Here is a 12,619-nt window from a genome sequence, read left to right on the forward strand (position 1 = left end):
GCCGCGCAGGCCATCCTCCCGAGCGTGGTCACGATCTCCGTCGCCTCCAGGAACAACGAGGGGAGCACCGGCTCCGGCGTGATCATCCGCCAGGACGGCTACATCCTGACCAACAACCACGTGGTCTCCGACGCCGCGAGCGGCGGTTCACTGAGCGTGAGTACGCAGGACGGCAAGGACTACAACGCGAGGATCGTCGGTACCGACCCGAGCTCCGACCTCGCGGTTATCAAGATCGACGAAACCGGTCTGAAGCCTGCGACCTTCGGCAACTCCGACGCGCTCGCGGTCGGCGAACTGGTGATCGCGGTCGGCAGCCCCCTCGGCCTGAACGGCACCGTGACCTCGGGCATCGTCAGCGCCGTGCACCGGCCGGTGCGGACCGGCGACGCCGACGTCCAGGACAGCAACGCGGTTCTCGACGCCATCCAGACCGACGCCCCGATCAACCCGGGCAACTCCGGCGGCCCGCTGGTCAACAGCAGGGGCGAGCTGATCGGCATCAACTCGGCGATCGCCACCGTGGGATCGGGCGGCCGCGGTTTCGGCGGTCAGCAGCAGCAGTCCGGCAACATCGGCGTCGGGTTCGCGATCCCGGCCAACTACGCCCAGTCCATCGCCGAAGAACTGATCACCGGAGGCACCGCGAGACACCCGTACCTCGGGGTCAGCGCGTCCACGGCGGGCGTGGGCCCGTCCGACCCGACAGGTGAGGGCACCGGCGCCACCATCGGTGAGCTGGTCAACAACGGGCCGGCGCAGCAGGCCGGGCTCCAGCCGGGCGATGTCATCACCAAACTGGGCGACCGCCGGATCACCAGTGTGGACGGCCTCATCGCCGCCGTGCGCTCACACGGCATCGGCAACAAGGTGACAGTCACCTACACCCGCAACGGCCAGACACTGACCACCGACGTGACCCTCGCCCAGCAACCGTCCTGAGCACTCGATGTCACGGGAGCGGCCGACCGGGAGCCGGCCCGCATGGCACCGGGCGGCGGCCCGGGCGCCCGCTCCCGCACTGCCGCGCTGTCCGCCACTAACCCGTCCCCACCACCGCCACCAGCGGACCACCAGCGGTGCTGGGGACGGCGGCCGAGCAGGCCAGGAATGTTACGAGTCCGTCATGTGACAACAAAGTTTTCCCAAGGTTCCGCATGACATGACCGAGACGTTCTACCGTAATAAGTGATGGTGATGTCACTCCGTCCGTGTCAGGGCGCGGCTGCGACAGGAATCACCGATGGGGGATCCGGGAGAGTGCACTGATGGACGGCGGCATCGACCACACCACCTTCGACACGGCCATCCCCGCGGGTGCGCCACCTGTCATCCGTCCCGCCGCCTTCGACAGGAAGCCGCGACCTGAGCGGCCGGCGGTCGGCGCCGACGCCGACATCGACGCCGACATCGTCATGCGGATCCGGCATGGTCAGCGGCAGGCATTCGACGATCTCTACGACCGGTACGCCGACGACGTCTTCTCCGTGTGCCTGTTGATCCTTGGCGAGCCGACCGTCGCGCACGCCGCGGCGGGCACGGCGTTCGCCCTCGTCGCCCGTAGCCGCCTCAGCCCGCTCAGCGATCCCACCCGGCTGCACGCGTGGCTGCTGGAGCTCGCCCGCGGCAGCTCACTGGCGTGGTCGGGCTCGCCGCAGGTACAGGCAGCTCCGGTACCGCACGGGATCACCCCCGAGGAGATGCTCGCCGCGACCCAACTGGTGGCGGCGCCGGCATCCCTGCGGGAAGGGCTTGCGCGTACCTTCGACCGGGCCGCCGCGGCGGCCACCGCCCGCGACATCGCGGCCCGCGCCCACTACCGGGCGCTCGGCACCGGCCGCGGCCCCGACGGCACAGCGGTCATCTCCCGCGACGGCGTGGCTGGCCCCGTCCCCGCGGCCGGCGCCCTCCCCGGCGGCACAGTCGGCGCTGTCGCTGCCGGCTACGGCAACGGGGCCGGTACCGTCCGCGACAGCGCGGCCCACGATGTCGCGGCTCACGACGGCCCAGCTCACGACGGTGCGGCCGGCCCGGGCCAGCTACCGGTTCACGCCGAGCCGGCGGACAGCGACAGGACCTTAGTCATCGGCCCGGTGACAGGCCAGGGCGTTCTGTCCGACCCGACCGAGCCGAGTCGGGCCGGGCCGGGCCGGGCCAGGCCGGGCCCGGTCGGGCCGCTGGCGCCCGGGTACCTCGGTGGGGAGCCCCCGGTGGCCGGATCGCGTCGGCGCGGTCGTCCGGTCGCGGCAGCCGCCGCATCGCTGCTGGTCATGGCCACGATCGGTGCCGTCGTCGCGGTCAACTGGCCCACCGCGGCATCCGACACCACCGCCAGCCGCCCCGGCACCGCGGTGATCATACCGAGTTCGTCCGGAGAGGAGCCCGGCGGCTTCTCCTCGGATCCCTCGTCCGCGTCCGGATCGTCGGCCCCGGTCGACCCCGCGGTGGGTGCGCCGCCCGCCCAGCAGCCGTCCGCCCAACGCACCGGGCCGACCACGTCCGACTTCGGGCCTCCGGCCGGGGTCGCACTGGTGTCCTCCCAGCTCTCCATCAACGACGGCCCGCTCCCCCCGGCCGCCCCACCGCCGGTGAACGCCCCGCCTACGACGATCACGGAACCGCCCCAGCCGACCGCGACGGCGACCCCGCCCGAACCGGAGCCCACGGCAACCACCGAGCCCACCGGTCCCGGCACTCCGTCCAGCAGCGCCGGGACCGACCCGCCGGCGGGCAGCCCGACCAGCCCGGGCGAAACATCCACGGCGGATCCGTCGATCACCGCCACGGCCGTGAGCCCGTCGGCATCCGGCGGCCCGGCGGACGAGGAGGGCGGGCCCGCGACCACCCGCGCGCCCCTGACCTCGGTCTGAACCGCCAGGAACCGGCCGCCCGGCCGGCCATCGCGCCGGCCCGCGGTTCCGGAACGGCTCCGCGTCACCCGGTCGACTGCCCGGCCGACGCGCTGACGGACCCGGTAGAGCTAGCGGACCCGGTAGAAGAGGGTCGTCACGTACTGGTCAAAGTCGTTGACACGTAGCGTCAGCCGCAGCTGCCAGATGCCCGGCAGCGGGACCTGCATGCCTTCGCCGATCACATGGCCGGGTGCCGCCTGGGTGAGCGGCACCGGCAGCGGGCCGACACCGGCGTCCGGCAGTGACAGCGCGGCCGACGTCTCTGCGAGCGGCTGTGCCTTCCCCGCGGGGTCGAAGACGTAGACGTGCAGGGTCTGCGGGCCACGCCTGGTGGGGGCGATGTCCACCTGGACGGTCAGCGGCCCGGCGAAGACCGTGTCGGAGAACGGGGGGACGTACGACGTCCGCGCCGGGACGGAGTTGACCAGCACCGCTGTCACCCCGAGCACCACGGCGGCGACTCCCACCTCGAGGATGATCCCCCGGCGCAGCCGCGCCAACGCGCCCTCGCTGATCCTGGGACGCGGCGGCAGGCCCGGCGAGGACGCGCCCCCCGACGGGCCGGCAGCAATATCATCATTGTTTCTCCGTGCTGCCAGCGGCCCGGCTGCCCGGCCTGTCAGCAGGCCGAGGACGGCACGGCCACGATTCACGTGAATCCCCGCTTCCCGCCGGGCCGGCGGGGCTGACCCGGCGGATCCGGCGGATCCGGAAAGCCCGGGCCCGTGGCCCACGGTCTGGACGGCCACGCCCACCGCCGTACTTCCCCGACCGTCCCCGGCCGGTTCCACGGCGGTGTCCCCGACCTCGTTCCAGGCGTGGTTCCCGGCCTGCCCCGCGGTGGCGTTCGTGTCCGCCCGGTCCGCGGCCGGCGCGGCACGGGGTGGCCGATGGTGGCGCGCGACCCAGTTGTGCCCCAACCAGCCGAATCCGAGCATCATCGCCACGAACCAGAGCTTCACCAGCAGCAGACGGCCGTAGGTGGTGTTCAGCGCCGAGAGCGAGCCGACCTCCCGCCATGTCTGATAGACACCGGTCAGAACGATCACAGTGACAGCCGCCATCGCGACACGTGACCACTTCGGCAGGACCTCGGCGAGTTCGGCGGCCCGGGCAGCCGGCACCTCGACGTCGTCGCCGGGAGGCTGCCGGCCGTCCCGCGAAACGCGCCGGGAGGTGGCCCACAGAAAGATCACAAGGACCGTGAGACCGCCACCCCAGGCTGCGACACCCAGCAGGTGCAGGGTCACGTTGGCGGTTGCCAGCCACGCGTCGTCACCGGCACCCGCATGCCCGGCCGCACTCTGGGTCACCGTGGCGACAAGAGCGAGCCCCGCCAGCTCCAGCAGGGAGCGCCGGTGACCCGCCATGACCGCACGCAGCAGCGGTACCGCGAGCAGCAGCGCGAGGATGCGCAGCAGCACCAGATGCCCGTATCTGCCGTGCAGGGTGGCCGACAACGCATCCCAGCGGAACAGGGCGGACAGGCCCTGACCGGCGCCGTACGGCCCCTGCAGCAGCAACAGCGCGACGGACGAGCCGAAGGTGACCCCCCACCCCGCCCACAGCAGGCGCCGCGGGCCTGGCAGCCCCAGCCCGGCCGGCCACAGCGCCAGCAGGAACAGGCCCGCCCCGACCAGGACGGCGAGCCCGGCGAAAGCGGCGAAACGGGCGACGCCGGCCAGCACGCCCACAACCACCGAGCCACGGGTGGTCGTGGACACCGACGCGGCCGCCGACGCGTCCGGTACCACCCCGACCCCGAAGAAGAAACCACCGGAGACCGGGTGGCTGTCCGCGGAGACCACATGCCAACTGACCACGTACGTTCCGTTGTCGAGCCCGGGACGGATCCCCACCACGGCCTCGTTGCCGGCCTGCCCGTGCCGCGCGGCACCGTCGTCCACCCGCTGGCCGGGCGCGGAGATGACCGTTATCGAGCCGGCGTTCACCGTGACCGACTCGCTGAAGGTCAGCGTGACCCGCGACGGCGCGGCCGGCTGGCTCGACCCCCCGGCGGGATCGCTGCCCTCGAGCACGGCATGCGCGGACGCCGGCACGGCCGTCCCGACCACCGCCACGAGCATGGCCGCGAGCAGGAAGCCGACGCGACGCGCGACGCGCCGCCAACGCCACCCGGCGTCAAAACATGGTGACGCGGTGTCAACGCGAGATCGGGTCAACGACCCGATGCCAGTCCTGGGCCGGAATACCGGCCCGATGCCAATCCGGAACCGAACCACCGGCCCAGTGTCCACCTCGCCGCCCGCGAACGGCGGCAACGCCGGCATCCGCGGCCGGCCACCACGTCCCACAACTCTCCCGGGAACAGTGGAGGCCAGCGTGCCGGGAGCCGGGAGCCGGGAGCCGGCGGAAACTCCGGCCGGCCACGCTCCGCAGGAATCTCCATGGTGCCGCGGAAACCCTGTGCCCTTCCGGGAACCTCCGCGGCCCGCTGGCAACTTCCGAGCGTGCCACATCTTCCAGGGCCCTCCGAGCATTCTTTTCAAGATCCATAAATCCACTTCCCGTGGATCGCCGAGCGGTTTTCCGCGATCGTCGTCGGACGAGGAATCACCGGCTCCCGCTCATCGGCCGGCTAGAATCCGGCTGCATGAAGACCGCGCGCCCATGAAGATCTCGTGAACGCCGCTGTCGGAAGGCTGTCCGGCCGGGTCCGGCCGGTCGGCGTGTCGCGGCGTGTGCTCGTGCTTCTGGGCGCCGTGGCCTGCTGGCTCGTCTTCACGGCCGGGCCGGCGCAGGCGCATTCCGTCAGCGGTGCCTCGGCCACGAACTTCCGCACGACCGTGACCGGCCTGCGGCCGCCGGNGCACGACCGTGACCGGCCTGCGGCCGCCGGTGGACGGGGTCAGCCTCGTACCCGTGGAGAACGGCAGCCGGGTGCGACTGACCGTCACCGGCAACCACACGGTCGTCGTCAAGGGGTACGACGAGGAGCCCTATCTGCGGGTGGATTCCACCGGCGTCTGGCAGAACACGCTCTCACCCGCCACGTATCTCAACCGTGACCGGTACGGGTCGAGCGGCTCCGTCCCGGCCGGCGACAGCCGGGCCGCCAAGGCGACGCCACGCTGGGAGAAGATCGCCGACGGCCGGACCGTCGTCTGGCACGACCACCGCGCCCACTGGATGGGCACGCAGGACCCGCCGGCCGTGAAGGCCGCCCCGGGCCGCTTCCACCAGATCTACGCCTGGACGATCCCCCTGACCGTGGACGACCAGGCGGTCCTCACCGCCGGCACCCTCGACTGGGTTCCCGGACCGTCACCGGTGCCGTGGCTCGTCCTCACCGTGGCTGTCGCCGCCGCGGTAGCCGCCAGCGGGCTGTACCAGCGCCGCGACGCCGCGCTGGCCGCAGCCGTGACAGTGATCGTCGGGGTGGACGTCACCCATTCGGTGCTCGTCGCCTGCTCCCGGGCCAGCGGCCGGCTCTCAGGGTTCGTCTACGGCAACATCGTTGAGATGACCGCCTGGATCCTCGGGCTGGCCGCGGCCGTCCTGCTGCTACGGCGCTCGAGCGCGGGCCGCTACCTCGCCGGGACCGCGGGCTTCGTCATCGCCATGGTCGGCGGTTTCGGCGACCTGGGCGTGCTGTACCGGTCCAGCGCCCCGATCGCCGGGCCGATCGGCCTCGCCCGGACGCTGACCGCGGTCACCATCGGTATCGGCTTGGGCCTGCTCGCCGCCACGGCACTGGCGTCCCGCCAGCGCGCGTCACGCGGGCCGGGCGGTACGGGACGGAAAAGCCGCCACCACAGCGACCCGGGACAGGCCGGCCCGGATCACGCCGGCCTGCCACACGACGGCCGGCAACCGGCCGACATGCTCCCTACCCGGCGGGATATGGCAAGCTGACCGCCGTGAACGCGCGCACGGCGCTGCCCGCCGTCGCCAGGACGCCCGCCGCCGCGACACCCGCTGTCGCCGGGACGGCTGCCGGGCGGGGCATGCGCGCGTCCGTCTTCGCCGGCTCCTCGGTCTGCCTCGCCGTGGCGGCGCACACCGCCGCCGACGGTCACCGACCGTCAATGGCGATCTTCCTGGGGGCCTTCGGGTTGATCACCCGCATCGCGTACGGGCTTGCCGGGCGGGAACGCCATGCCATCGCCGTACTCGCCGGGGTCGGCCTGACCCAGATCGTCCTGCACGCCACGTTTGCGGTCACAGCGCACGGCGCCGGCACGGCGTCCGACGCGGTCCTGCATGACGGAGCTGTCATGAGCGCCGTGCACGCCGTGGCGGCCGGGCTCGTCGCCGGCATGCTCCGCCATGCCGAGAAGGGGCTGTGGAGCACGAGCGTCCTGCGTTCGGCGGCCGCCCGGTTCGGGATGCTCGCCCGCCGCGTCGGCAGGCTGCTGCGGGCCACCCACCGGTTCGCGGCGCGGTGCGGCATCCCGCTCACGATCGGGCCGGCGGCCACCCGCGCCCCCGGCATGCCCGGTGGATGTCCGCTCGCCGCGTCCGCGCCGTCGGCGTCCATGGGCGGATGCCTGTTCGTCCGCGCCGGCAGACGACGTGGGCCGCCGGCCCGCCGTACGGCCGCCGGCCGGTCCCACCCGAGGGCCCGGCCACAATCGGCCTGACCGTCACGCGTCCGCATCCGCCACGCGTCACCTCACTCCGTGCCCTGCCCCGCCTGCCCTGTCCTGCCTGTGGACGGCGTCCGCCGCCGGACCGGCCGGCTCGGCGAGCGCTGGCCCGATGCATGCCCGCTGCCCGGATTCGCGTCCGTCGGATCCGGCGGCGGCGAACGGGCCTGCGGGGCGACCGGCACCGGCTGACCGGCACTGGCCCGACCGGCATGGTCTACCGGCCGGCCCGCGTCAGGCCGGTAGGCCTCGGCGCGCCGGGCCGGGTTCACCGTCTGTGTGGGTGAGGTGTACGCGGGTCCGGGCTGACGCCCCGTACGCACATGCTCCCGCCGCTCCGCCGGCGACGTGAAAAACCACTGTCACGCCGTCCGCGGGAGGCAGGTTCCCCGAAAGGATCGGTATGTCCCGCACCACCCGTGGCATCGCCGTGCTCGGCGCCGCCCTCACCGGCGTGATCGCCTTTGCGCTGCCGGCGTCCGCGCATGTCACCGTGCAGCCGAAATCAGCGGCTGCCGGCAGTTACAGCACCCTGTCATTCAAGATCCCGACCGAACGGGACGACGCCTCCACGACCAAACTGGAGATCCAGTTCCCGACCGACACCCCGATCAGCTCGGTGACGATCGAGCCACACCCGGGCTGGAGCTACCAGGTCGCGAAGACCAAGCTGGCCGAACCCATCAAGACCGACGACGGCTCCGTCTCCGAAGTGATCTCTCAGATCACCTGGACCGCGTCCTCCGCCGATACCGCGATCAAGCCGGGTGAGTTCGCCGTGTTCAACGTCTCGGCCGGGCCGCTGCCAGCCCAGGCCGGCACGGTCGCGTTCAAGGCCCTGCAGACCTACAGCAACGGCGAGGTCGTGCGCTGGATCGACGTGGCCCAGCCCGGTCAGGACGAGCCCGAACACCCGGCGCCGTCCCTGACCCTCACCGCGGCGGCCGCTGGCGGCGCGGACGCGCACGGCGCCTCGGCAGCCAGCGCGTCCCCCGCCGGCACCGGCACGGCCGACAGGGCGGCGTCGCACAGCGTCGACAGCTCCGACGGCACGGCCCGTGGGCTGGGCATCGCGGGCCTGGTCGTCGGCCTGATCGGCATCGGGGCCGGCGTGGCTGCCCTGCGCGGCGGACGCGGCGGTACGACCACCTCCTGATCACCGGTGCGCCGAGGGCGACACGAAAAATCTTCGTGTCGCCTTCGGCGCTGCCAGCCACGGCCTCCGGCGACACGAAAAATCTTCGTGTCGCCTTCGGCCGGTGCCCGCCGCGGCTCCCCGCCGGCCGTCGTCCCCGGCGCCTTTNGGGTGCCTCGGATCGCTCACCTGTACCGATATCCGATCAAGGGCCTGTCGGCTGAGATGCTGGACTCGATGACGCTGTCAGCGAGCGAGGGCCTCCTTGTGGACCGGGTGTACGCACTGGCAAGGCCCGAGACCGTTTTCGACGAAGCACATCCACAGCGACTGCCGAAGACCCGCTTTCTGATGCTGGCGAAGAACTCGGAGCTGGCCCGCGTCGCGAGCCGGTACGACGCCGCCACCGGTCTGCTCACCCTCGACCACCCGGTCGGGAAGCTGACCGCCGACCTGGGTAACGCCCGGGACCGGGCAGCGGTGGAGGACTACTTCGCGACACTGCTCGCCGACACCCTGCACGGAGACCGGCCACGGCTGGTGGCCGGCTCCGACAGCCACCGGTTCACCGATGCCTCCATTGTCTCCGCCGATATGATGCGAGCCATTTCGATCATCAATCTGGCCTCTGTCCGCGACATCGCGGACCGGCTGGGAACGGACGTCCACCATCTGCGCTTCCGGGCGAACATCTATGTGGACGATGTCGACGCCTGGTCGGAACTGGACTGGGTCGGACACGAGATCGACCTCGGTGGGGTGCGTGTCAAGGCGCTCGTCCCCACCGGCCGGTGCGCCGCGACCACGGTCAACCCGCGGACGGGCGAGCGTGACATCAGGATTCCGAAGGAACTACAGGCCCACTATGGACACATCAACTGCGGGGTGTATGCCGCCGTCCGTTCCGACGGCACGATCAGAATCGGGGACCAGGTCACGGTGGACGATCAGGCCGCCCCGGAACAGCCCTGAATGATCTGAAAGTCGACCGGCGCGCCCTGGCCCGGCGGCAACGGACATCCCCCGCGCCGCGCCACCGACTTCAAAACCGCTATGGCCTGTTCACCCCCGATGAGTAGACACACCCGCATGCGCTACTGAAGATCTATCCGGGACGCTTTAGGCTTCTGGTCCTGTGAGCCCCGTTCTCGCGTCAGGCCGGGCCGGGAACTTCGTCCGGGCGCTGCTGACCATCCTCGTGATGGCCCTGGTGTTCCGCGAGATATATCTGCTGTGGTTCTTCCACACCCCCGCATGGACGAGCAGACCCAAGGAGATCCGCTGGTGTGGGGCGTGGTACGAACGGAGCAACGAGCGTGACCGTACGCTGGTGGAGGCCCGCGACCTCGCCGGCGGCTCCCTCGTCCAGGTCTCCCGCCTGCCCGTGTGGAAGCCGATTGTCGCTTACAAGCCGTCCGACGACTGCCCGCCGTACATCTTCGGCAAGGTCGGTGATGACACCTTCACCACCTATCTGATCAGTGGGGACTGACCCTCAGTCGGGAGCCGGCTATGGTCGCCGGGTCCGCCCCCGGCTGGGGCTGCTGGAGAACGTGCACCCGAGCATGGATCGAGTTGCGCTGCTGCAGCGCGGCACGGACGGCCCGGTGCAGTCCGTCCTCCAGGTAGAGCGTGTTGTCCCAGTCGACGACGTGGGGGAACAGATCCCCGTAGAAGGTCGAGTCCTCGTCGAGCAGGACGTCCAGCGCGAGCACTCGTTTGGTGGTGACCAACTGGTCCAGCCTGACCTGGCGCGGTGGAATCGCCGCCCACTCCCGCTGGCTCAGCCCGTGATCGGGATAGGGGCGACCGTCACCCACCCATTTGAAGATCACCCAGCACCTCCTCGCCGAGGCCGCGACGTCGCGGAACATCTGATGGCCAGTTGACCAAAGGCCGCATGATCATGATCCTCCTCGCGCTCGGGCTCCCGCCGAATCCGGGGCTCCCGCCGGAGCGGCGAAGCCGATCCAGGAGGTCCGGATGCCGACCTGGGAAGTCCGGAGGCTCCAACAGCCTACCGACCAAAGGCCAGATGATCGCAATCCTTCTCATGCGACCGGAGGCCTCACAGGATGCCGGAGACCTCCGTCAACCCAGCGGATCGCGGCCGTTCTCTACAGTAGTTGTTCGTATATTGTTTTGGATCGACAACGTCATCCAAACTGTCATCCAAACTGTCATCTAAAATCAACACTTCACGTATTATAGCCAACCGAAAACCGTTCACCGTCGGAGTCGAACGGCGCCGGTCGGGCATCACCCGGGGCGACCCCCGCTCCCCCACCCATGCCGCCGTCCCGTCCGCGACGCGCCGGGCGCCGTCCACGACACGCCGAGGGCCGCCCGCGATGTGTCGAGCGACACCGACCGGAACCGCTCCCGGAGCAACCTCGCGACCTCGGCCCTGTCGACGTCCCGACATCCCGACACCCCGAGCGACTTCCGCACCGCTGGCTCCAGCGGACCCAGCGGACGCTGTAGGCAGACACCGTAGAACGCGGAAGAAACGTAGAAGAAACGTAGAAGATATCTACTCTTCATACTCAATCTGCCGGCGACCGCACGCCGTGGACGGTGGACGCCGCCCACGCGCACTCGCCGCTTTTACAGCACCACCAGCATTCTTGTCAATGCGATCAACATGACCTAGTGTGATCTTTTGCGATCCGTCGCTGTTCCATTGCACGCAGACCGACGGCTAATTAGGTTAGCCTTACTTGAGAACAGGTAACCATATTTTAGCGGAGGGCATCGTGACGGCACCGACACCGCTCGAGGAAGCGACGCCCAGCCGGGCCCGCACCGTGATCGCCGGAGCCCGACACGCTCTGCTGACGCTGCCATACGAACGCCTCTGCGGCCGGGTCGGCCTGCTCGACGACGGTGGCGAGCCGATCCTGCTCGTCACGGCCGGCAGCCCGCCCGCGCACGCGGCCGGCAGCTCCCCGACAGCGCGGGTCGACATTCACGGGCCGCAGGGTGAGCGCCTCGTCCTCTCCGGCTCCCTGCGCGTCGTTCCCGGCCCGGCGACGGACGTCATCGCGCGGCTGGCCGGGCCTGGCTGCCCGACACCGCGGCCACCCCTCGGCTCGTGCGGGCACGATCATGATCTCGTCGCGATCGCGATGATCGTCGCCGAAGTCGTCCTCTACCTGCTCACTCTCACGGATCCCGGCGGCGCGGCGGCCCAGCCGTCACCAGATCATGACAGAACAGACCACAGCGGAACGGATCGCGGCGGGGCCGGATCGGCAGACCCTCCCGGACCGCGGCCGACAGCGCCCGAGAAAGCCACGGCAGGGAGCAGCCGGCGGGCACCACGGGCCGCGGGTGAACGCGACCGCAGGCGGGCCCGAGCCGCCGGNAGGCGGGCCCGAGCCGCCGGTGGCTGTGGGACCCGTATCGACCTGATCGCCTACGCCCTGGCCGAGCCGGACCTGATAGCGGCCTACGCGCCGGATCTGGTGGCGCATCTGAACACGGTGCACGCCGAGCAGATCCGCCGCCTCGCCGAACACGCGGTCGCCGTCGACACCGACCAGGGCCGCGGGGCGCGGCAGCCCGCCGGCCCCAGGCTGGTGAGGATCGTGCGGTCGGGGCACGCGCGGGAGTTCGCCGGCGCGCAGATCACCCGGCTCGACCACCAGGGCCTGGACATGTGGCGGATAGGGCCTTCGGGAGCCGAGGAGATCCATCTTCCGTTCCGGGCACCGCTGCGCGAACCACGCGAGCTCGGCAAGGAGATCCGCTGGCTGCTCGGGCTCGTCTGAAAACCCGTCCGGGCCTGCCCTACCCGGCTGGACCGGCCCGAATCCTGTCCGCATCCCCTGCGGAACGGTCCCGCCCTTCTGACCGGCGGCACCGCGCGGAACGGTTTCCTGCCCCGCGGTGGCGCGGGCTCGTCCGGCCCGGCCGGCGGCCCCGCACGGAATGGCCACCCGCCTGAGACGACGGTCGTT

The 12,619-nt window shown here is 71.1% G+C and carries 10 protein-coding genes; 8 read left to right on the forward strand and 2 right to left on the reverse strand.

Annotated elements, in window-relative coordinates; all coding sequences use genetic code 11:
* Nucleotides 1–942 (forward strand): S1C family serine protease (locus FrCorBMG51_RS14190; protein WP_047223555.1); only part of this gene is annotated, 942 nt, incomplete at its 5' end.
* A 326-nt stretch (nt 943–1,268) separates the two neighbouring features.
* Nucleotides 1,269–2,870, forward strand: coding sequence for an RNA polymerase sigma factor (locus FrCorBMG51_RS14195; RefSeq protein ID WP_052914672.1), 1,602 nt, complete (start codon nt 1,269–1,271; stop codon nt 2,868–2,870).
* A gap of 110 nt (nt 2,871–2,980) precedes the next feature.
* Here FrCorBMG51_RS14195 and FrCorBMG51_RS25305 read toward each other — a convergent pair whose 3' ends face one another.
* Nucleotides 2,981–5,095 carry a copper resistance CopC/CopD family protein gene (locus FrCorBMG51_RS25305; protein ID WP_162233219.1) on the reverse strand — a complete coding sequence of 705 codons (2,115 nt, stop codon included), beginning with the start codon at nt 5,093–5,095 and terminating at the stop codon, nt 2,981–2,983.
* A 655-nt stretch (nt 5,096–5,750) separates the two neighbouring features.
* On the opposite strand from FrCorBMG51_RS25305, the gene FrCorBMG51_RS14205 reads away from it, so the two are divergent.
* The 5 genes from FrCorBMG51_RS14205 to FrCorBMG51_RS14225 all read left to right on the forward strand — a co-directional run bounded on the left by FrCorBMG51_RS14205 (nt 5,751) and on the right by FrCorBMG51_RS14225 (nt 10,149).
* Nucleotides 5,751–6,788, forward strand: coding sequence for a hypothetical protein (locus FrCorBMG51_RS14205; protein WP_047223556.1), 1,038 nt, complete (start codon nt 5,751–5,753; stop codon nt 6,786–6,788).
* A gap of 5 nt (nt 6,789–6,793) precedes the next feature.
* Nucleotides 6,794–7,516, forward strand: a complete 723-nt coding sequence (locus tag FrCorBMG51_RS25310; RefSeq protein ID WP_052914674.1) for a hypothetical protein — start codon at nt 6,794–6,796, stop codon at nt 7,514–7,516.
* 409 nt (nt 7,517–7,925) lie between these two features.
* A complete protein-coding gene (locus FrCorBMG51_RS14215) occupies nt 7,926–8,678 on the forward strand; it encodes a YcnI family copper-binding membrane protein (protein WP_047223557.1) in 753 nt (250 codons plus the stop codon).
* Nucleotides 8,679–8,828: 150 nt separating this feature from the next.
* Complete coding sequence (locus tag FrCorBMG51_RS14220; protein WP_052914675.1) at nt 8,829–9,629, forward strand: MOSC domain-containing protein; 801 nt, start codon at nt 8,829–8,831, stop codon at nt 9,627–9,629.
* A gap of 163 nt (nt 9,630–9,792) precedes the next feature.
* Nucleotides 9,793–10,149: a hypothetical protein gene (locus FrCorBMG51_RS14225; RefSeq protein ID WP_047223558.1), complete on the forward strand. Its 357-nt coding sequence runs from the start codon at nt 9,793–9,795 to the stop codon at nt 10,147–10,149.
* On the opposite strand, the gene FrCorBMG51_RS14230 is transcribed toward FrCorBMG51_RS14225, so the two are convergent.
* A complete protein-coding gene (locus FrCorBMG51_RS14230) occupies nt 10,136–10,492 on the reverse strand; it encodes a type II toxin-antitoxin system VapB family antitoxin (RefSeq protein WP_047223624.1) in 357 nt (118 codons plus the stop codon). The genes FrCorBMG51_RS14225 and FrCorBMG51_RS14230 overlap by 14 nt on opposite strands.
* A gap of 1,293 nt (nt 10,493–11,785) precedes the next feature.
* Here FrCorBMG51_RS14230 and FrCorBMG51_RS34785 point away from each other — a divergent pair.
* The gene (locus FrCorBMG51_RS34785) at nt 11,786–12,430 is read left to right on the forward strand and encodes a DUF2470 domain-containing protein (RefSeq protein ID WP_476742170.1); all 645 of its coding nucleotides are present in this window, start codon (nt 11,786–11,788) and stop codon (nt 12,428–12,430) included.
* The last annotated feature ends 189 nt before the right edge of the window (nt 12,431–12,619 follow it).

This window comes from Protofrankia coriariae, assembly GCF_001017755.1.
In the GTDB taxonomy this organism is placed as follows: Bacteria; Actinomycetota; Actinomycetes; order Frankiales; family Frankiaceae; genus Protofrankia; species Protofrankia coriariae.

Coding starts and splice junctions, on each gene's coding strand:
- FrCorBMG51_RS14195 (WP_052914672.1), top strand. CDS start 1,269: ATGGACGGCGGCATCGACCACACCACCTTCGACACGGCCATCCCCGCG.
- FrCorBMG51_RS14215 (WP_047223557.1), top strand. CDS start 7,926: ATGTCCCGCACCACCCGTGGCATCGCCGTGCTCGGCGCCGCCCTCACC.